The 18,790-nt window shown below is 70.1% G+C and carries 17 protein-coding genes and 1 pseudogene; 10 read left to right on the top strand and 8 right to left on the bottom strand.

The genetic code is table 11. From position 1 onward, the window contains the following. Positions 1 to 35 precede the first annotated feature (35 nt). Both K1J60_RS07430 and dnaK read left to right on the top strand, forming a co-directional pair. A complete protein-coding gene (locus K1J60_RS07430) occupies positions 36 to 461 on the top strand; it encodes an OsmC family protein (RefSeq protein WP_220645483.1) in 426 nt (141 codons plus the stop codon). 124 nt (positions 462 to 585) lie between these two features. Next, on the top strand, positions 586 to 2,442 hold the full coding sequence (dnaK, locus tag K1J60_RS07425; protein ID WP_220645482.1) for a molecular chaperone DnaK: 1,857 nt from the start codon (positions 586 to 588) through the stop codon (positions 2,440 to 2,442). A gap of 49 nt (positions 2,443 to 2,491) precedes the next feature. On the opposite strand, the gene K1J60_RS07420 is transcribed toward dnaK, so the two are convergent. Next, entirely contained in the window at positions 2,492 to 3,355 is an 864-nt protein-coding gene (locus tag K1J60_RS07420; protein WP_220645481.1) for a helix-turn-helix domain-containing protein, read from the bottom strand. Positions 3,356 to 3,635: 280 nt separating this feature from the next. Between K1J60_RS07420 and K1J60_RS07415 the strand changes: the two genes are divergently transcribed. Continuing rightward, a complete protein-coding gene (locus tag K1J60_RS07415; RefSeq protein WP_220651328.1) occupies positions 3,636 to 4,067 on the top strand; it encodes a hypothetical protein in 432 nt (143 codons plus the stop codon). Positions 4,068 to 4,070: 3 nt separating this feature from the next. Here K1J60_RS07415 and K1J60_RS07410 read toward each other — a convergent pair whose 3' ends face one another. Further along, on the bottom strand, positions 4,071 to 4,928 hold the full coding sequence (locus K1J60_RS07410) for a helix-turn-helix domain-containing protein (RefSeq protein ID WP_220645480.1): 858 nt from the start codon (positions 4,926 to 4,928) through the stop codon (positions 4,071 to 4,073). Between the two features lie 129 nt (positions 4,929 to 5,057). Between K1J60_RS07410 and K1J60_RS07405 the strand changes: the two genes are divergently transcribed. The 4 genes from K1J60_RS07405 to K1J60_RS07390 all read left to right on the top strand — a co-directional run bounded on the left by K1J60_RS07405 (position 5,058) and on the right by K1J60_RS07390 (position 8,378). After that, complete coding sequence (locus K1J60_RS07405; RefSeq protein ID WP_220645479.1) at positions 5,058 to 5,363, top strand: 4a-hydroxytetrahydrobiopterin dehydratase; 306 nt, start codon at positions 5,058 to 5,060, stop codon at positions 5,361 to 5,363. Positions 5,364 to 5,368: 5 nt separating this feature from the next. Next, a complete protein-coding gene (locus K1J60_RS07400) occupies positions 5,369 to 6,112 on the top strand; it encodes a class I SAM-dependent methyltransferase (protein ID WP_220645478.1) in 744 nt (247 codons plus the stop codon). A gap of 106 nt (positions 6,113 to 6,218) precedes the next feature. Further along, entirely contained in the window at positions 6,219 to 6,473 is a 255-nt protein-coding gene (locus K1J60_RS07395; protein ID WP_220645477.1) for a WCX domain-containing protein, read from the top strand. 39 nt (positions 6,474 to 6,512) lie between these two features. After that, positions 6,513 to 8,378 carry a rhamnogalacturonan lyase gene (locus K1J60_RS07390; RefSeq protein ID WP_317619699.1) on the top strand — a complete coding sequence of 622 codons (1,866 nt, stop codon included), beginning with the start codon at positions 6,513 to 6,515 and terminating at the stop codon, positions 8,376 to 8,378. A 339-nt stretch (positions 8,379 to 8,717) separates the two neighbouring features. Here K1J60_RS07390 and K1J60_RS07385 read toward each other — a convergent pair whose 3' ends face one another. The 3 genes from K1J60_RS07385 to K1J60_RS07375 form a co-directional block, all read right to left on the bottom strand. Then, a complete protein-coding gene (locus tag K1J60_RS07385; protein ID WP_220645476.1) occupies positions 8,718 to 9,188 on the bottom strand; it encodes an excalibur calcium-binding domain-containing protein in 471 nt (156 codons plus the stop codon). A gap of 145 nt (positions 9,189 to 9,333) precedes the next feature. After that, positions 9,334 to 9,615, bottom strand: coding sequence for a hypothetical protein (locus tag K1J60_RS07380; RefSeq protein WP_220645475.1), 282 nt, complete (start codon positions 9,613 to 9,615; stop codon positions 9,334 to 9,336). Between the two features lie 217 nt (positions 9,616 to 9,832). Further along, positions 9,833 to 10,300: an ester cyclase gene (locus K1J60_RS07375; RefSeq protein ID WP_220645474.1), complete on the bottom strand. Its 468-nt coding sequence runs from the start codon at positions 10,298 to 10,300 to the stop codon at positions 9,833 to 9,835. An 87-nt stretch (positions 10,301 to 10,387) separates the two neighbouring features. Here K1J60_RS07375 and K1J60_RS07370 point away from each other — a divergent pair, with 87 nt between their 5' ends. From K1J60_RS07370 to K1J60_RS47400, 3 genes and pseudogenes are all read left to right on the top strand, one after another. Continuing rightward, complete coding sequence (locus tag K1J60_RS07370) at positions 10,388 to 10,738, top strand: winged helix-turn-helix transcriptional regulator (protein ID WP_317619698.1); 351 nt, start codon at positions 10,388 to 10,390, stop codon at positions 10,736 to 10,738. 168 nt (positions 10,739 to 10,906) lie between these two features. Beyond that, a complete protein-coding gene (locus tag K1J60_RS07365; RefSeq protein WP_220645473.1) occupies positions 10,907 to 11,482 on the top strand; it encodes a TetR/AcrR family transcriptional regulator in 576 nt (191 codons plus the stop codon). A 147-nt stretch (positions 11,483 to 11,629) separates the two neighbouring features. After that, positions 11,630 to 11,733, top strand: a pseudogene (locus K1J60_RS47400) (rhamnogalacturonan lyase family protein); the annotation flags it as partial. Positions 11,734 to 11,792: 59 nt separating this feature from the next. On the opposite strand, the gene K1J60_RS07360 reads toward K1J60_RS47400, so the two are convergent. The 3 genes from K1J60_RS07360 to K1J60_RS07350 all read right to left on the bottom strand — a co-directional run bounded on the left by K1J60_RS07360 (position 11,793) and on the right by K1J60_RS07350 (position 18,600). Further along, positions 11,793 to 12,716 carry an endonuclease/exonuclease/phosphatase family protein gene (locus tag K1J60_RS07360; protein WP_220645472.1) on the bottom strand — a complete coding sequence of 308 codons (924 nt, stop codon included), beginning with the start codon at positions 12,714 to 12,716 and terminating at the stop codon, positions 11,793 to 11,795. A gap of 184 nt (positions 12,717 to 12,900) precedes the next feature. Beyond that, entirely contained in the window at positions 12,901 to 15,570 is a 2,670-nt protein-coding gene (locus K1J60_RS07355) for a cellulose binding domain-containing protein (RefSeq protein ID WP_220645471.1), read from the bottom strand. Positions 15,571 to 15,684: 114 nt separating this feature from the next. Beyond that, positions 15,685 to 18,600, bottom strand: a complete 2,916-nt coding sequence (locus tag K1J60_RS07350; protein ID WP_220645470.1) for a glycoside hydrolase family 48 protein — start codon at positions 18,598 to 18,600, stop codon at positions 15,685 to 15,687. Positions 18,601 to 18,790: the final 190 nt, after the last annotated feature.

Genomic DNA, 18,790 nt, shown 5'->3' with positions numbered 1-18,790 from the left:
GACTCCGGCATCGTGACCCATAGAAAGGACTCATCGTGGCCACCACGCGCACCGCACACACCGTCTGGGAAGGCGAGCTGCTCAAGGGCACCGGCACCGTCACCTTCGACTCCTCCGGCATCGGCTCGCAGCCGGTGTCGTGGCCGTCGCGCGCGGAGCAGGCGAACGGCAAGACCAGCCCCGAGGAGCTGATCGCGGCCGCCCACTCCAGCTGCTTCTCCATGGCGCTCTCCCACGGCCTCACCGGCGCGGGCACCCCGCCCACCCGCCTGGAGACCAAGGCCGACGTGACCTTCCAGCCCGGTGAGGGCATCACCGGCATCCACCTCACCGTCCGCGGCGAGGTCCCCGGCCTGGACGAGGCCGGCTTCCAGGAGGCGGCCGAGGGCGCAAAGAAGAACTGCCCGGTCAGCCAGGCCCTGACCGGCACGACGATCACGCTGACGGCCGAACTGGTCTGACCGCCTGCTTCGTGCGCCCCGTCTCCGCCCCGTTGACAAGAACCCACTCAAGTTTTGTGCTGGTGGTGGGAACACTTGGCGGACCTTGCGGATCCTTGCGGAACTCCGCTGGAAGGGGACGGCGATGGGGCGTGCGGTCGGGATCGATCTCGGTACGACGAACTCGGTGGTGGCCGTTCTGGAGGGCGGCGAGCCGACCGTCGTCGTCAACGCGGAGGGGCAGCGGACCACACCGTCGGTGGTGGCCTTCGCCAAGAACGGCGAGGTGCTCGTCGGCGAGGTCGCCAAGCGGCAGGCCGTGACGAACGTGGAGCGCACCGCGCGCTCCGTCAAACGCCATATGGGGGACGCGAGTTGGCGCTTCCCCGCGCAGGGTTCCGTGGACGGTACCCGCTACCGGGCCCAGGAACTGTCCGCGCGCGTCCTGCAGAAGCTGAAGCGGGACGCGGAGTCGTATCTCGGCGAGGACGTCACCGACGCCGTCATCACCGTGCCCGCGTACTTCGACGACGCGCAGCGGCAGGCGACCAAGGAGGCGGGGGAGATCGCGGGCCTGAAGGTCCTGCGGATCGTCAACGAGCCCACGGCCGCGGCCCTCGCGTACGGCCTGGACCGGGCCGAGGAGCAGACCGTCCTCGTCTTCGACCTCGGCGGCGGCACCTTCGACGTCTCCCTCCTGGAGATCGGTGACGGGGTCATCGAGGTGAAGGCCACCAACGGCGACACCCGGCTCGGGGGCGACGACTGGGACCAGCGGGTGGTCGACCATCTCGTCAAGCGCTTCCAGGGGCAGCACGGCGTCGATCTCGGCCGCGACAAGATGGCGTTGCAGCGGCTGCGCGAGGGGGCGGAGCGGGCCAAGATCGAGCTGTCCAGCTCCTCCGGGACGTCCATCAACCTCCCGTACATCACCGCCTCCGCCGAGGGGCCCCTCCATCTGGAGGAGGGGCTGACGCGCGCCCAGTTCCAGGAGCTGACCGCCGACCTGCTCGACCGGTGCAGGACGCCCTTCCACCAGGCCGTCAAGGACGCCGGGGTGAAGCTCGCCGCGATCGACCACGTCATCCTCGTGGGCGGTTCGACACGGATGCCCGCCGTGAGCGACCTGGTGCGGGAGCTCACCGGCAAGGACCCGCACAAGGGGGTGAACCCCGACGAGGTGGTGGCGGTCGGCGCCGCGCTGCAGGCGGGCGTCATCCGCGGTGACGTGAAGGACGTGCTGCTGCTCGACGTCACCCCGTTGTCCCTGGGCATCGAGACCAAGGGCGGCATCATGACCAAGCTCATCGAGCGCAACACGACGATTCCCACGCGCCGTTCGGAGATCTTCACGACGGCGGCCGACAACCAGCCCTCGGTCGGCATCCAGGTGTACCAGGGTGAGCGGGAGATCGCCGCGTACAACAAGAAGCTGGGCGTCTTCGACCTCACCGGACTGCCGCCCGCGCCGCGTGGCGTCCCGCAGATCGAGGTGGCCTTCGACATCGACGCGAACGGCATCATGCATGTCTCGGCGAAGGATCTCGCCACCGGCCGAGAACAGAAGATGACGGTGACCGGCGGCTCCGCGCTCCCCAAGGACGACATCGACCGCATGATGCGGGAGGCCGAGCAGTACGCCGACGACGACCGCCGGCGCCGTGAGGCGGCCGAGACCCGCAACCACGCCGAGCAACTCGCCTACCAGACCGAGAAGTTCCTCCGCGACAACGAGGAACGTGTCCCCGCCGACAGCAGGGCCGAGGTGGAGGCCGCGGTGGCGGAGGTGAAACGGCTCCTGGAGCACCCCGAGGACACCGCGCCCCTGCGCACCGCCGTCGACCACCTCTCCACCGTCAGCCAGCGCATGGGCCAGTCCATGTACGCGGCCTCCTCCCGCGCCCAGGCCGACCCGCCGCCCCCCGACCCCACCGAGGACGAGACCGTGGTCGACGCGGAGATCGTGGACGAGGAGAGGGGGCCGAAGGGAGGGGCGGCGTGAGCCTTCCGCGGGGGCCGGGCCGGGCGTGCGCGGGCCGTGGGTGAGCCGCTCAGTACCTGTCGCGGTACCGCTTCAGGATCTGTCTCGTCCTCTCGGCGGAGGCCGCGTGTGCGGCCATGTGGTCGAGGACTTCGAGGTGGAGGGCGACCTCGGTGCGGGAGTCGAGGTAGAGGGCGCCGGTGAGGTACTCGGTGTAGACCATGTCGGGGAGTTCGGGTTCGGCGAAGCGGAAGAGGGAGAAGGGGGCGTAGGTGCCCGGGTGGGGGCCGTCGGCGAACTCGCAGACCTGGAGGATCACATGGTCCCTCTCGGTGACTTCGAGGAGACGGTCGAGCTGGTCGCGCATGACCTGGGAGCGGATGCTCACCGGACGCGCGAGGGCCGTCTCGTCCATGATCACCCACAGGTGCGGCGGCTTCTCCTGCGTGAGGAGTTTCTGTCTCGCCATCCGTAGCGACACATGCCGTTCGATCGCCTCGGGACCGGTCTGCCCGACCGTCCCGGCCTCCATCACGGCCCGCGCGTACTCCTCCGTCTGCAGCATCCCCGGCACGAAGTGCGGCTCGTACTGCCGGATCAGATGTGCCGCGCCCTCCAGACTGACGTACACGCTGAACCAGTCGGGGAGCACATCGTGGAACCGCTGCCACCACCCCGGCTTGTTCGCCTCCTCGGCCAGCGTCACGAAGGCGGCGACCTCGTGCTCGGCGACACCGTACGTCGTCAGCAGCACCTGGACGTACGGGATCTTGAGCGCGACGTCGGCGGTCTCCATGCGCCGTACGGTCGCCGGGGCGACCCGGAGGACGCGTGCCGCCTCCTCGCGCTTGAGCCCGGCGGACTCCCGCAGTTCCTGGAGCCGTCTTCCGAGCACCACCTGACCCACGGTGGGCGCGGGCCGCCGCTCACTCACGCCACGCCTCCCCACGCGCCGAGATCCCTCACCAGTCTGTCATGACCAGGTGGGGATCTCACAGAGCCAGCCGGAACGCGATGCTCCGCCGGGCTCCGGTCCCGACGCCGCCGCAGGATACGGGGAGCCATGACCTCGGAGGTAATCGACCGCCGTACGCCCCGCGCGGCAGGGTGAGGTCACCGGGGTTCACCGGGTACCTCTCGGGGTCCTGGGCCTCCGGGCCCTTCCGTTTCCCGCCCACCACCTCGACGGAGCGTGATGTGCCATGTCCATGACCATGTCGACGGGCCGGCTCGCCGTCCTCGCCCGGACCACCGACCCGCGCACCATGCTGCGCCGCTTCCTGGCCGCCGACGCGGCGGTGACCGGAGCGAACGGGCTCGCCTACCTCCTGGCCTCCGCCCCTCTCGGCCGCTTCCTCGGCGTCGACCCCGGGCTGCTCGTCGGGCTCGGCGCGTTCCTCTCGGTGTACGCGGCGGGTGTCGCCCTGCTGGCCGCGCGTGAGCGCCCGCCGGCGCCGCCCGTACGGGCCGTGATCGAGGCCAACCTCGCCTGGGCGGTCCTCAGCCTCGTCGCCCTGGTGCTGTGGCTGACGCCGAGCACGGCCGGCGCGGTGTGGACGCTGCTCCAGGCGGTCACCGTGGCCGGGTTCGCGGCGGTCCAGCACCTCGCCCTCCGCGCGGCCCGCGACCGGACGGACGCCGACTGAGCGTCAGGACATCAGCCCGTGCAGGTACTTGACCGTCGCCGGGTCGGCCGGGAGGAACGTCTCGATGGCCAGCTCGGCCACGGTCACGTCCATGGGGGTGTTGAAGGTGGACACCGAGGAGACGAAGGACAGCACCCGGCCCTCGTGCTCGATCCGCATCGGCAGCGCGAAGTAGGCACTCCGCTCCGCGCCGGGCTCCGCCCCCGCGTCCTCGCCGGGATCGGCCTCGGGCGTACCCGGTGGCAGCGGATACGCCGCCACCTCCTCGTACAGCGCCCGCAGCGGCTCCGAACGGTGCAGCGCCACCTGCCGCTCCATCTGCTCCAGCAGGTGCCCGCGCCAGGCACGCAGGTTCCGGATGCGCGGCGCCATGCCCTCGGGATGCAGCGTCAACCGCATCGCGTTGAGCGGAGGGACGAGCAGCGACTCGGGGATCCCGCCGAGGAGCATGACGATGCCCCGGTTGGCGGCCAGGACGTCGTACGTCGCGTTCATCACCAGCGCCGGATACGGCTCGTAGCCCTGGATCAGCCGTTCCATGCCCTCCCGCAGCGCGCCCATCGACGGATCGTCGAGCGGGGTCTCCGGGTAGCGCGGGGCGTAACCGGCCGCGAGCAGCAGCGCGTTGCGCTCCCGTACGGGTACGTCCAGGTGCTCGGCGAGCCGGAGCACCATCTCCTCGCTCGGGCGGGAGCGACCCGTCTCGACGAAGCTGATGTGCCGCGCCGAGGAACCCGCACGCAGCGCCAACTCCAGCTGACTGACCCGTCGTCGCTCTCTCCAGGCCCGCAGCAGCGGGCCCACGCCCTGGTCGGCGGGCGCGGTGGGACGGCCCGGGGTACCGGTCGGGACACTGGTCATGCGGAAAACGTAGCCGAGCCGATCGAGGTGTGGCGCGTCCGGGCTCCTGACCAGGGACTCGGCGGTCCGTCTGTGGCACGCTGGAAGGGACCGCACGTCACGGAGGGGACGTCCCGGAAGGAGTGGGCCATGCCCGTCGAACCCTTGCCGCAGAAGGAGATCGAGGACCGGCTGGCGGAGCTGCCCGGCTGGTCGCTGGACGGGGACCGGATCGCCCGCTCCTACCGGCTGGCCTCGCACTTCGCGGCGACCGCGATGGTCGTGCACATCGCCCAGACCCAGGAGGAGCTCGACCACCACTCCGACCTCACGCTCGGCTACGACACGGTGTCGCTGACCATCCACACCCACAGCGCGGGCGGCGCCGTCACCGAGAAGGACTTCGAGCTGGCCCGCAGGGTGGAGGCGCTCGCCCCCGGTCACGGGGCGAGCTGAGGCGGGTGCTGGACTACGACAGGGAGGCCGGCGACTACGACGCCCTGCGGGGCGGCGAGCCCCGCGCCGAGGCCGCCGCCCGCGCCGTGCTCGGCCTCGTCCCCGAGGGCGCCCGCCGCCTGCTCGACATCGCCTGCGGCACCGGGATCGTGACCCGGCGGTTCGCGGCCGCCCGGCCCGGGACACAGGTCACGGGGGTCGACCTCACCCACGCCATGGCGAGCCGGGCCGCCGCCCGGCTGCCCGGCTCCGTCGTGATCGGCGACGGGCGCCGACTCCCTTTCCGTGGCGGGCAGTTCGACGCCGTCACCAGTGTGTGGCTGCTCCATCTGCTGGGCGGCCCCGAGGACGTACGGGCCGTCGTCGGGGAGTGCGCCCGGGTGCTCCGCCCCGGTGGTGTGTATGTCACCACCGTCGACAAGGCCGCCTCCCACAACGTGGGCAGCGACATCGACGCGGTGCTGGCCGCACGGCCCCGGGCCGCGGCGATGGACCCCGCCGCTGCCGTCGAGAGGTACGCCGACGAACACGGTCTGCGTGCCGCCGGGCAGGCCCGCTTCCCCGGCCGCGGCCAAGGGCGCAGCCCCCGCCGCACGGTCGCCGACCTGCGCCGGGGCTGGTTCGTCACGCTGCCCCCGGGCGATCCGCTGGCCGACGACTTCGCGCTGCGCCTCGCGGCCCTGCCCGACCAGGACGTGCCGCGCCCGGACCCGGAGTTCACTCTGCGGGCGTTCCGGAAGGCCGCCTGAACTTCGTGATCCAGTCGGTCGGCCAGGTCGGCCAGGTCGGCCGGGTTGGCGCCAGGTCGCCCCGTCGTCCGCGTACCGGCGCGACTTCCACGCCCGGCTGTACCGGGTGGAGGCGCTGGTCCGGCTGGCGCCGGGCGTGACCGTGCCCAGGGCCGTGCCGGTCGACGGGAGCCCGGGAGAGGGCCGCTGGACCACGGCGAGGGTGCCCGTCGAGTCGGTCGAGCACGCGCACGGCGAGTTCCCGCGGCTGGGCACGGACATCGGGGTGCTGGAACCGGCCGATCCGCGCCACCGGATCGTCAGGACCGTGGCCGAACTGGCCGAAAGATACGGCAACGTGGCCGGGAACGGTGGCGACTGAAGGAGCGGAACCCGTCCGTCCTTTCTGGAGGTTCGTCACGTGCAGCACCCGCACAGGCACCACAGACGCCGAGCCCTGCGCTCGCTGGTGACAGCGGCCCTGGTCGCCGCCGGACTCACCACGTTCACCGGCACGCCCGCCGAGGCCGCGACCGCCCGCCAGGTCGAGCGCCTCGACCGGGGCGTGGTCAGCGTGCACGTCGACAGCGGCAACCTGGTCAGCTGGCGCTGGCTGGGCACCGACCCGAACGACGTGTCGTTCAACGTCTACCGGGTCGGAACGAAGGTCAACGCGACGCCGATCACCGGCTCGACGAACTACTTCCACGCCGGCGCCCCCGCCCAGGCCGACTACACGGTCCGCGCGATCGTGAACGGTGTGGAGCAGGGCGACTCGGTGCACGCGGTCCAACTGCGCACCGGCTACAAGGACGTCCCGATCAGCGCACCCGCCGGCGGCACCACCCCGGACGGCGTCGCCTACACCTACGAGGCCAACGACGCCTCCGTGGGCGACCTCGACGGCGACGGCGCCCTGGAGTTCGTCCTGAAGTGGCAGCCGACGAACGCCAAGGACAACTCCCAGTCCGGCTACACCGGCAACACGATCATCGACGGCATCAAGCTCGACGGCACCCGGCTGTGGCGCATCGACCTGGGCCGCAACATCCGCTCGGGCGCGCACTACACCCAGTTCCAGGTGTACGACTACGACGGCGACGGCAAGGCGGAGATCGCCGCCAAGACGGCGGACGGCACGGTCGACGGGGCGGGGACGGTGATCGGCAGCTCCTCCGCCGACCACCGCAACTCCAGCGGCTACATCCTGACGGGGCCCGAGTACCTGACCATGTTCAACGGGCAGACCGGGCGCGCGATGCAGACCGTCGACTACGTCCCGGGCCGGGGCACCGTCTCGTCCTGGGGCGACTCGTACGGCAACCGCGTGGACCGCTTCCTCGCCGGTACCGCCTATCTCGACGGCGCCCGCCCCTCCCTGATCATGGCGCGCGGCTACTACACCCGCTCGGTGATCGCGGCCTGGGACTGGCGGGGCGGCTCCTTCACCCGCCGCTGGACCTTCGACACCAGCTCCTCCACCAACTCCGGCCGGGGCTACGACGGCCAGGGCTCGCACAGCCTCTCCGTCGGTGACGTCGACAACGACGGCCGGGACGAGATCGTGTACGGCGCGATGGCCGTGGACGACAACGGGGGCGCCCTGTGGACCACGCGGACGGGCCACGGCGACGCCCAGCACCTGGGCGACCTCGACGCGTCCACCCCCGGCCTGGAGTACTTCAAGGTCTCCGAGTCCACCTCGCAGCCCGCCGAGCTGTACATCAACCCCGCGAACGGCGCGGTCCGCTGGCAGCTCGCCGCCTGCTGCGACAACGGCCGGGGCGTCGCCGGGGACATCTACGCCGGCAACGACGGGCCCGAGATGTGGTCGGCCTCCGACACCTCCATCCGCGACGAGGCAGGCGCGACGAAGGGCCGCGAGCCCTCGTCGGTCAACTTCCTCTCCTGGTGGGACGGCGACCCGGTCCGTGAACTCCTCGACGGCACCCGGATCGACAAGTACGGCACCTCCGCCGAGACCCGGTTGCTGACCGGATCCGGGGTCTCCTCGAACAACGGGACGAAGGCAACCCCTGCCCTCTCCGGCGACATCCTCGGCGACTGGCGCGAGGAGGTCGTCTGGCGCACCAGCGGCAACACGGCGCTGCGGATCTACTCGACCCCGATCGAGACCGGCACGAAGATCACGACCCTGCTCCACGACCCGATGTACCGCACGGGCCTGGCCTGGCAGAACACCGCCTACAACCAGCCCCCGCACACCAGTTTCTTCATCGGTGCCAACATGCCGACGGCGCCCAGGCCGACGGTGTACACGCCGTAGGGACCACCCGGGCTGAAACGGCACAGGCCCCGCACAGATCGGTCCGGTGCGGGGCCTGTGCCGTGGGCGGTTGTCCATCCGGCGTCCGGCAGCTGCCCCGCGCACGCCAGTCCGCGCTCGATCCACCGCTGCTCTGTCGGCACCAGATGCGCGGCCACCTTCAGCCCGGCTCCAGCAGCACCCAGTCCTGCTCCCACGTCAACGCCCGCTCCTGTGCCGGCCCACAGAACGGGCACGTGAACTGCTGCTCGCCACTTCCGACAAACACCCCGCCCACCAGCTTGCAGCCCGGTTCGGCCAACGAGCCTCGCATCCCCCGTCGAGGCGGGCGCATGCATGTCAGCTGTCGCAGCCGACACCGTCGCCATCACGGTCGAGGTGGCTGCCGTAGCCGGGGTCCCCGCGGTGGACGGGGGCGGCTCCGGCCGCGCGTGCCTCCGAGCAGTTCGAGTAGTGGACGCTGCCCGTACCGCCCCCACTGCTGCTGCCGGAGTTGTCGTCCGCGGCGGGCTGGGCGGTCACGGTCTCGGTGACCTTCACCTTCACCTTCACCTTGACCGTTTTGGTGGCGGTCACGGTCGGCGCGGCCTTTGCTTTGGCTTCTGTGGTCGTTGTCGCTGTGACGGTGGTGGTGGGGCCGGGCTTGGCGGCGGTGTTCTTCGCGTCGTCTGTCTGCGGGTCGCCGGCGCCGGCGCCGATGCCGATGAAGAAGGCGAAGCCGAGCGCGGGGAGCACGTACCGCTTGCGGGCCCATCTGGGTGCGGGTCTGACGGGCTGCGGCATGGGCGGTGTGGTGTACGGGCTGGTCATGTCGTCCCCCCTGGGGTGTTTCGGGTGGCATGACGGTAGTGCCCTGGTGCGTCGGGTGGGTGAGTGGTGACTGTTCTGTGACTATCCGTGTCGACTCCCGGGCCATCCGGCAAAGGTGGCGGCCCGGGAGTCGCGCGACGCCATGTCAGACGGCTTGGCGTTCCTTCCGCTCACGCAGTTCGTGGACGCTGGCGGTGAGGGTGCCGTCCTGCTGCTCGTAGTGGGAGAGGGCGACGCCGAGGCCGAAGAAGGTGGGTGCCCATTCGCCGACGAAGATGCCCCAGCGGTCGGCGCGGGCGAGGCCGCCGACGGGTTCGGCCTTGAGGCTTGTCGCCCAGGCGGCGACGGAGAGGCCGATGGAGGTGAAGGCGGCGAGGTAGGCGTGTTCGCTGCGGATGCCCATGTCGTGCAGTTTCTTGATGACCATGGTGTGCTCCGATCTGTGGGGTCCCTGGTTGGAGTGCCCACATCAGCTAGCGCCATTCGGACGATTTGCTCGATATGCCGGTTTCAGTGTGAGGTCGTAGGCTGGCCTCGCTCGGGGTTGTCGCGGAGGTCCGCCGTGCCTGCCATCTGGAGCGGAGTCATCGGCTTTGGGCTAGTCGTTTCTCTGAGCCAAGGCCATTGCCCGGAAATCTCGATCTTCACGCCGACTGCGCGCCGCCGCTGATCTGCTGGGTGAGCTTGAGCAGTTCTTCGACGTGGTAGATCTCGGTGATCTTGCCGTCGACGATGCGCATGATGTCCTGGCCGTCGATGTCGACCTGGTTGCCGCTGGCAGGGAATCCGAAGGCGTCTCCGGTGTGGGTCGCGGTCATCCGCCAATGGAGGACCGCCCAGCCGCCGGGGAGCTCCTGCTGGAAGAGGATCCGGTGCTGTGTGTCGGTGAATCCGTCACGGACCGCGGCGATCGACGCCCGCATGCCGTCGATGCCCGAGGCGGCGTCGGTGGCGGGGTTGTGGTCGATCACATCCGGGGCGAACACCTCGTCCGCCCCGGCGACGTCGCCGGTGTCGTAGAGCTCCAGTTCGCGCGCGGCGACCCGCAACGCGTTGCTCGTCGCCGAGCGCACCATCTCGCTTGCGGTGTTGTTCGTACCGATCGCGGTCATGAGGTCCTCCAAGGTGTCTGGTGTGGGCTGACCCGGCTACAGTTCCCCAAGGGAATCAGTTCCCTCAAATGAACTAATGGGGAAAGCGTGAGTGATCTGGAGCACCCTCTGCCGGAATGTCCGATCGCCCGGTTCCTGACCGTGCTGGACGGGCCCTGGGCGACGCTGATCGTGCGGGAGCTGCTGACCGGCCCGAAACGTTTCACCGAGTTGCGCGCCGCGCTACCGGGGATCAGCCCCAAGACCCTGTCCTCACGGCTACGGCGCTTCGTACTCATCGGGCTGGTCACCCGCACCGCATACCCGGAGGTCCCGCCCCGGGTGGAGTACCGGCTCACCCCGGCAGGCACGCGACTTCAGGTCGTCTTCGACGCCATGGCCGCCTGGGCCGAACAGGACCTTCCCCGCACCGGCTCGGCCCGCGGCGCAGACCGGTGAACCGAAACGCCCGCTCGCCCTCTCTGCGCGCACTCGGCGCCGCGAGTCGGTGCGCTCCTGGACGGGAGGTTCGCCTGGAGTCGGGCGGACAGCGACCTCCTGATCCTGGCGCCGGCCGGCGTGGCCGAGCATTCGACCCCCAGGTCAAATACTGGCGACGGTAGCGGTATGGGCAGACCGAAGAGCTTCGAACCGGACGTGGTCATCGCGCAGGCGATGGAGGCGTTCTGGACCAAGGGCTATGCCGAGACGTCCCCTGTCGACCTCGCGGAGGCGACCGGGGTGGCCAAGGGCAGCCTGTACCACTCCTTCGGTTCCAAGCGTCAGCTGTTCGGCAAGGCGTTGGACCTCTACGACCGGATGCAGTCCGAGCGGGCCGAGGAGTTCCTCTCGCGGCCGGGTACCGCCAAGGAGCTCATCCGCGCCTACTTCGTGCTGCTGGTGGACGCGGACCTGGACGGGCCGGTCCGGCGCGGGTGCCTGGCCCAGAACACGATCGGGGAACTCGGCGGACGCGACCCGGAGGCCGCACGGGTGGTCCACCGCATGGAGGAGGGCGTGATCGAGGTCCTCGCCGCCTGCATCGCGCAGGGGCAGCGGGACGGTGACGTCGCCCGGAACGTCGACGCCAGAGCCCAGGCGCTGTTCCTCCAGAACACCCTCGCCGGGCTGCGGGTCATGGCCAAGACGTTCGACCGGCCGGCGCTCCATCGGATCATCGACACGGCCCTCGCGGGCCTCTGAGACACAACACTGCGGGTGGCAGCCCCTTTTGCGGGCGGGTACGAGCCGGGGGCATGTGGGGGAGGCGCAGGGGTAGGTCTTTCGCCCGCGTCGACGGCCATTCGGGGCCGGCCTTGTCGGGTCCACGGGTGGGCCGCCCCAGGCAGCACGGGGCTGGCCTGGCAGAACACCGCCTACAACCAGCCCCCGCACACCAGTTTCTTCATCGCGCCAACAGCCAAAAGGCGCCCAGGCGGACGGTGTACAGCCGTAGGGTGCCGGTCCGTGTGCGGCCCGGCACCCGGCCCGCCCCGGGCTTTCGCCGAGATCCTCAGCCCAGCGTCAGGGACGCCTGGACGGGCAGATGGTCGCTGGGGAACTGGCCGCCGGACGCGAACGTGTTGATGGCAGCCCGGTGCGCCGTGATACCCGGGGTGGTCAGGATCCAGTCGATGCGGTCGCCGCCCGGGGTCAGCGGGCGGTAGCCGTGGAACGTCGCGTAGAGGTCGTTGCGCTCGGGCGCCGTGTCCCAGGTGTCGACGAGCCCCGCGCCCAGCATCGTGTCGTAGACCGTGTTCCGGTGGGCCGCCACGTTGAAGTCGCCGGTGACGACGAGGGGGAGCGACCGGTCGAGTCCGGCGATGCGCTGGGCGATCAGGGCCGCGGCGCGGTCGCGGGCGTACTGGCTGGCGTTGTCGAGGTGCGTGTTGAGGACGTAGAACTGTCTGTCGCCGTCCTTCAGGTCACGGAACCGGACCCACGTGACCATCCGGATGGAGCCGCCGCCCCAGGTGTTCGACCCCGGCACCTCCGGGGTGTCGGAGAGCCAGAAGTGCCGGTACTCGACGGGCGCGAGCCGGCGGGTGTCGTAGAAGACGGCCATGAACTCGTCGCGGTTGCCTCCCGCGCGGCCGGTGCCGATCCAGCGGTAGTCCGTCCCGAGGTCGGCCTCGATGTCGAGCAGTTGCCGGTGGAGGCCTTCCTGCGTACCGATGACATGGGGTGCCTCCTGCCGCAGCAGTGCCCGCGTCACCGGCCTGCGCACGGCCCAGCTGTTGGGCTGCACCGTGCTCGCGTAGCGCAGGTTGAAGGACATGGTCGCCAGAGGCGGGGCGGCGGTGACCTCCTCCTTCCTCTCCTCCGCGACGGCGGGTTCGCCCGACAGTCCGGTGGTGCGGGACAACGGCAGCAGAACCGCTGCGGCGAGGGCGGTCTTCATGCCCAGTCGGCGAGTGACGCGGCTGTGGTTCGGCACAGGGGCTCCTTCTGTGAAGGTCTCCGGGCGAGCCGTGCGTACACACTCTGGGATGCCCCTCTGTGCCCGCCATGAACATGTCGATAGGGGAGGGTGTACTCGGTTCGACATACCGGGTGTCCATGGTACGAAGAGGGCGCGCGCCGACCCGGACGCGCGCCCTCTCCTCGTCCTGCGCGGGGTGTCAGGTCACCGTGCAGGACTGGTCACCGAGCTTGAACGCGGTCGGCTCGCCGTTCCTCCCCGACCAGCTTCCGGTGAAGCCGAAGCTCACCGACGACCCCGCCGCCACCGTGCCGTTCCAGCCGATGTTCCGGGCCGTGACCGCCGACCCCGTCTGCGTATGGGTGGCGTTCCAGAGCTGGGAGACGCTCTGGCCGTCGGGGAAGGTCCAGCCGAGCGCCCAGCCGGACCAGGCGCTCGCGCCCGTGTTGGCGAGCCGCACGTCCGCCTGGAAACCGCCCGACCACTGGTTGGTGATCGTGTACGTCACCGCGCACGCGCCCGTCGGCTCGGGGTCCGGGTCCGTACCGCCGCCCCCACCCCCGCCGCCTCCCGTGTCGGAGGAGTCGCCGTAGACGACCCCCCGCCCGTTCGTCGCGATGTAGACCCGCCCGTACACCCTCGGGTCACCCGTGATGGCCGCACCCGTCCAACCCCACCGGTGGGCGTCGTCGTTGATGCGGGTCCAGGTCGCGCCCTTGTCCGTCGACCGGAAGATGCCGCGTACGCCACCGATCTTGGCGCTGGTGTAGAGGGTCTGGTAAGAGGCTCCCGTCGCCGCCTTGCCGAAGCCGATCGTGTCGGCCTGCTCGACACCGGAGAGCTTCGTCCAGGTCGCGCCGGCGTCCGTCGAGTGCCACAGCCCGTAGGCCCCGTCGGTCGCGCCACCGGCCAGCCAGACGTCGCCCTTCACCCCGGGCAGCGCCTTGAACCGGACGCTGTCCCCGCTGGGCAGGCCGGTCGCGTTCGACGCGGTGAAGGTCGCTCCGCCGTCCGTACTGACGTAGAACTTCCCGGACTTGAAGCCGTAGAAGGTCCTCGGGTCCACCCGGTCGGACTCCACGATCGCGTCGGCCGGGATGCCGCTCGACGCCGACCACGCGTTGCCGAAGCCGGTCGTGTACTGCACGCCCGTGCCGGCCGGGCTCCACACGAACCGGCTGCCGTCCGAGGCCGCGGCCACCGTGCCACCGCCGCTCACGCCCGACGGATCGGTGCCCGCGAACCAGTTGGCGCCGTTGTCCGTGGAGAACGCGATGTGCGGACCGGAGTCCAGATTACCCACCCGCACCACCGTGTTCGGGTTGGACTCGGCGTAGTCCAGGCTGGTCGTCGTCGTGAAGTTCGGCTGGGTGAACATCATCGACGGGACCTTCGTCAGATCCGTGTGCCGGAAGCCGCCGATGTCACCGAGCGCGCTGAGCAGCGGCGCGCCGGACGGGGGAGAGGCCAGGTCGAGGACGGCCGTCTCCTCCAGACCCTGCACCATCGGCTTGATGGTGAACTGGCTGCCGTCGTCCCAGTTCCCCAGGTTCTCCGTGCCGTAGATCGTCGCGCCGGTTCCGTACATCATCCGGTCGGAGTCGAACGGGTCGATCTCCAGCGCCTCGGTCATCCAGCCGAGTTTGGGTGTCTGCTCGGGCGGCGAGGGGTTGGCGCCCCAGGTCAGCCAGGGGGACGACGACACGTCCATGGTGTAGCGGTTCGAGCGGTTCGGATACGACGTGTAGTCCCAGGCCCTGGTCCAGGTGGCGCCGCTGTCCGTGGAGCGGAAGATCTGCGTGTCCGGCCACCAGGAGCTGTACGCCGTCGCCATGACCGTGCCAGGGTCCTGCCGGTCGACGGTCAGCCCGCTGAAGCCGTAGTAGGTGTCGGCCTCCGCCACCGGGCTGACGTTCGTCCAGGTGCCCGTCGCGGTCGCGTACCGCCACAGCTGCCCCTTGCCGCCGTCGTACGGTCCGCCCTTGTCGCTGTACGACAGATACAGATGGCCGTTCACGGTGTCGAGGACGCCCTTGTGGGCCAGATGGCCGGTCGGCTGCCCGGCCACCCGCGACCAGGTGGCCCCCGCGTCCGTGGACCGGTACACCGCGTTGTCCTTGTCGGCGACCCCGACGTAGAGGGTCCGCGTGGCGTTCCCGGCGGTGCCCGTCGACTCGTCGAAGGTGACCCAGACGATGCCCTGGTTGTCGCTGGAGTAGCCGCTGGTGTCGGACGGATCGGCCACGTAGTTGCCGACGTTCGGGAAGTTGGTCACCTGCGACCAGGTGACCCCCGAGTCCGTGGACCGCCACAGCCCCTTGCCGCTGGGCGCGCCCAGATACAGCACGCTGTTGCGGTGGGGGTCCACGGCCAGCCGTTCGCCCATGCCCCGCCCCGGCATGTTCCCGCCCAGCTTGAACGGCAGGCCGGTCTTCTGCCAGCTGGCCCCCCGGTCCGACGACCGCAGGATCGCCCCGTTCCCCGGATCCCAGCTGTTGGTGTACGTCCCGGCCGCCACGTACACCTTGTCCGGGTCGACCGGGTCGGAGGCGAGGCTCACGACACCGGTGTGCCCCCAGTCGTCCCAGCCGACGGAGTCGAGCAACGGGGTCCAGGTCTTCGACGACTCCACCCAGCGATAGGCGCCGCCGATGTCGGTGCGGGCGTACGCCAGGTCGCGTTCCTTGCGGTTGAAGACGATGCCGGGGACGAAGCCGCCGCCGTCGATCCGGGCGTTCTTCCAGGTATAGGTGTCGGCGGCGAGGGCCGTCGGCTTCTCGGCCCTGTCGGCGGCCAACGCGGGTGGGGATCCGGCGAGAAGGCCGGCCGCGAGGGCCAGGACGGTGGTGAGGATGCGGGTTCTTCGCACAGCGGGGGTCCTCTCCTGACTGTGGGGGGAAAGATCCCCGCGCCCCCGAAGGGGCGCGGGGAACCGTGCGACCAGCCACGAACGGTCCGCGGCTGTCATACGTCCTCCGCGGTGCTACTCCAGAAGCTCCGCGTACGAACCCATGGCCAGGGCGATGTCCGCCTGGGCCCAGAACCGGTGATACGTGAACGAGGGCGCGGCCCCACCGGCCAGATACGCCTCGATCTTCGACCAGGCCGGATCGTCCTCGTAGAACGACCGGATGGAGGCGAAGGTCGAGTTCGAGTCGATGGTGTCGCCGTTCGGCATCTTCCCGGTCCACCCGCTCGGCACGTACACCCGGTCGTCGAACCGGTTGTAGTCCGCCCGGGTCTCGGGGACCGCGATCCCCAGGCCGTCCTGGTGGTGGTCCCACATGCCGTCGAGCAGCGCCTTGGCGACCCGGGCCGCGTCCGCGTCACCGGAGCGGTCCGCGTAGTACGTCAGCGTCTTGGCATACGCCGCGGCCACACCCACGTCGTCGGTGTAGTCGGCGACGGTCACGTGGAGCCCCGCGTTCGCACCGGGACTCGACGCGTTCCAGGTGTCTGGCGCGCCCGACCACTGCAGCGTCGACGGGATCCGGTAGGTACCGTCCGGATTGATCGTCGTCTTGGAGAGCGCCCAGTCGACCCACTTGTCCAGGACCGTCTTCGCGGCGGCGTTCCCCGTCTGCTGGTAGTACTCGGCGACCCGCTCCATGGACCACGCCTGGAAGCCGAACCACTGGTTCGACGGCGGGTCGTGGTACACCGGCTTCGAGTCGTAGAACATGCCGTAGAAGGTCGGCGTCCCGGCCGGGGGAGTGGCGTACCGCCCCGCCCAGCTGTTGGTGGCGCCGCCCGCGATGCCGCCCTCGTTCGACTGCAGCCAGCGGTAGAACTCGATCTGCCGGTCCAGGGACTTGGCCCAGTCCGCCTGCCCGGTCGACGACTTGGGCTTCAGCGGGGCGTAGTTGGCGAGGGCGTGGGCGGCCAGCGGGTTCTGGTAGCCGCCGTGCGTGTGGCTGGAGCCGATGCGCCAGGCCCAGCCGGCCGCCGTGTCGGTGGCGCCGCCCCACGCGTAGTACCAGGACATCAGGTAGTGCGAGGCGTCCTTGCCGGTGCCGGCCGGGCAGGACGTGGCCCCCACACAGTTCCCGATCTTCTTGAAGTACTTGTCGTACATCGAGTAGCGGAGGTAGTCGCCCATCTTCGCGGCCTTGCCGATGGTCGCGGAGACGTCCGCGCCCTTGCCCTGCTGCTTGGCCCAGACGTCCGCCCAGTACGCGGCCTGCACGGCCCGTGCGTCGGCGTCCGGGGCGTTGGTGAACTTCCACTGCTTGGCGTACTGCGCGTCACCGGTGAACAGGTCCAGGTACCCGTTCGGGCCGCCGTACTTGAACTGGTCGCAGGTGGGCTGCGGGACGGTCTCCCACACCGACTCCTGCGGCCCGCGCTGGAAGGTGTTGATGTACGACGGGCCGGTGTCCGTCGGCCCCGCCTCGCACTTGCCGGGCGAGTTGCCGTAGCCATAGACGTTGTCGACGTCCTGCAGCCAGTGCATGCCGTACACGTCGTCCGTGCCGTACGCGCTCTTCAGCTCGGCGGCGATGGGGTCCGGACCGACCGAGACACCGGTGTTGAGCTGCGCCGGGTACTCGTTGGGGGTGTCGTGCTCCGGGGCGTACGTCGCCGGCTTGGAGGCGTTGTAGAAGGAGTTGGTGGGCTGGTCGGGCTTGGTCGGGATCATGTACTTCTCCATGATCTCCCAGGCCCCGTTGAACTTGGACCAGTCGCCCGTCACCTTGCCGTACATGGCCTGGAGCCACAGGAGGTAGCTGTACGCCTCCGAGGTGGTCTCATGACCGTGGTCCGGCGCCTCGACGATCAGCGTCTCCACCGAGTGGTACGGGATGCCCTCGGGCGAGAAGTACCCGTTCGCCGGGTTGGTGATCTTGCCGTAGAGCTCCAGGAACCGCTCGTCGTACTCGCTCGACGCGGCCAGCTGGGTCACGGTCACCGAGGCCTTGGCGTGGCCGGTGGCCGTCGAGTCGAAGACGGCCGAGCCGGTGCCGGAGGCGTTCGCGGTCACCGTCACCTTCTGGGCGGTGCTCCAGTTCGACGGCGTGAAGGTCAGCGACCCGCCGCCCGTCACCGACAGTCCGGTGTTGCCGGACGCCCGCGCGGTCGACACCGTCACGTTGCCGGACGGCTGGGTCGAAAGTTTCACGTCGTACGTGCCCGACTGGCCCTGGCGGACGCCCAGTTGGGTCGGCGAGACCACCACGGCGGGACCCGAGGCGACCGTGATGCCGACCGGCGTGGAGTTCGCCGACGCGCCCAGGCTGTCGTACGCCTTGGCCACCAGCGAGTGACTGCCCACGCCCAACCCCGTGGCGGAGTACGTGTACGGCGAGGTCGTGTCGGTGCCCAGCAGCGTGGTGTCGTCGTAGAACTCGACCTTCGTGATCGTCGCGTTGTCCGCGGCGGCGGCGGTGGCCGCCATCGGGACCGCCGTGCCCTGCGAGTACACCGCGCCCGGCGCCGGGCTGGTCAGCACCGTGATCGGCGGCTGGTGCGCGCCCACGCACGTGGTGCCGTTGATCGCGAAGTTGGTCGGCGCCGCGTTCGTGCCGCTGTACGTGAACTGGGCGCCGGTGGTCACCGCGGCCCCGACGGCGATCGTGCCGTTCCAGGACGCGTTCCGCGCGGTCACGGTCTTCCCGGACTGCGACCAGGTGCCGCTCCAGCCGCTGGTGAGCGTCTGGTTGCCCGCGTAGTCGTAGGTCAGGGTCCAGCCGCTGATCGCCTCGGTGCCACGGTTGGAGAGGGTGAGCTCCGCGGTGAAACCGGAGCCCCAGTCGTTGGTCTTGTAGTCGACGTTGCAGGCAACTGCCGCCGCATTGGCGGGAGTTGAACCCGTACCGAGCATCGTCAAGGGGAGGGTGAGGGCCGCGACCGCGGCCGTCCACAGGCGCCGCGAGGCACGGCGTCTCCGTCTGGGGTGCATGCTCTGGTTCCTTCCGTGCGGCTCTTGCGAAGGTGGGGGCGGAGCAGCAACAACAAGCCTTGAACCAGTGGGAGCGCTCCCATATTGAGGAGGAGGGCCCTAGGGGTCAAGGTGTTTGAAGAGTCGAAAAGATTCGATCACGCAGAAAAGATTCATCGAGCGCAATAACGCAACACCTCTGTCTTTTACC

It is taken from the genome of Streptomyces akebiae (assembly GCF_019599145.1).
GTDB lineage: Bacteria > Actinomycetota > Actinomycetes > Streptomycetales > Streptomycetaceae > Streptomyces > Streptomyces akebiae.
This window is presented reverse-complemented; position numbering and strand designations above follow the sequence as displayed.

What these genes read in the sequence shown, in the direction of transcription:
- dnaK (WP_220645482.1), top strand. Translation starts at nt 586, where the DNA reads ATGGGGCGTGCGGTCGGGATCGATCTCGGTACGACGAACTCGGTGGTG.
- K1J60_RS07415 (WP_220651328.1), top strand. Translation starts at nt 3,636, where the DNA reads ATGTCGACGGGCCGGCTCGCCGTCCTCGCCCGGACCACCGACCCGCGC.
- K1J60_RS07410 (WP_220645480.1), bottom strand. Translation starts at nt 4,928, where the DNA reads ATGACCAGTGTCCCGACCGGTACCCCGGGCCGTCCCACCGCGCCCGCC.
- K1J60_RS07405 (WP_220645479.1), top strand. Translation starts at nt 5,058, where the DNA reads ATGCCCGTCGAACCCTTGCCGCAGAAGGAGATCGAGGACCGGCTGGCG.
- K1J60_RS07385 (WP_220645476.1), bottom strand. Translation starts at nt 9,188, where the DNA reads ATGACCAGCCCGTACACCACACCGCCCATGCCGCAGCCCGTCAGACCC.
- K1J60_RS07380 (WP_220645475.1), bottom strand. Translation starts at nt 9,615, where the DNA reads ATGGTCATCAAGAAACTGCACGACATGGGCATCCGCAGCGAACACGCC.
- K1J60_RS07375 (WP_220645474.1), bottom strand. Translation starts at nt 10,300, where the DNA reads ATGACCGCGATCGGTACGAACAACACCGCAAGCGAGATGGTGCGCTCG.
- K1J60_RS07365 (WP_220645473.1), top strand. Translation starts at nt 10,907, where the DNA reads ATGGGCAGACCGAAGAGCTTCGAACCGGACGTGGTCATCGCGCAGGCG.
- K1J60_RS07350 (WP_220645470.1), bottom strand. Translation starts at nt 18,600, where the DNA reads ATGCACCCCAGACGGAGACGCCGTGCCTCGCGGCGCCTGTGGACGGCC.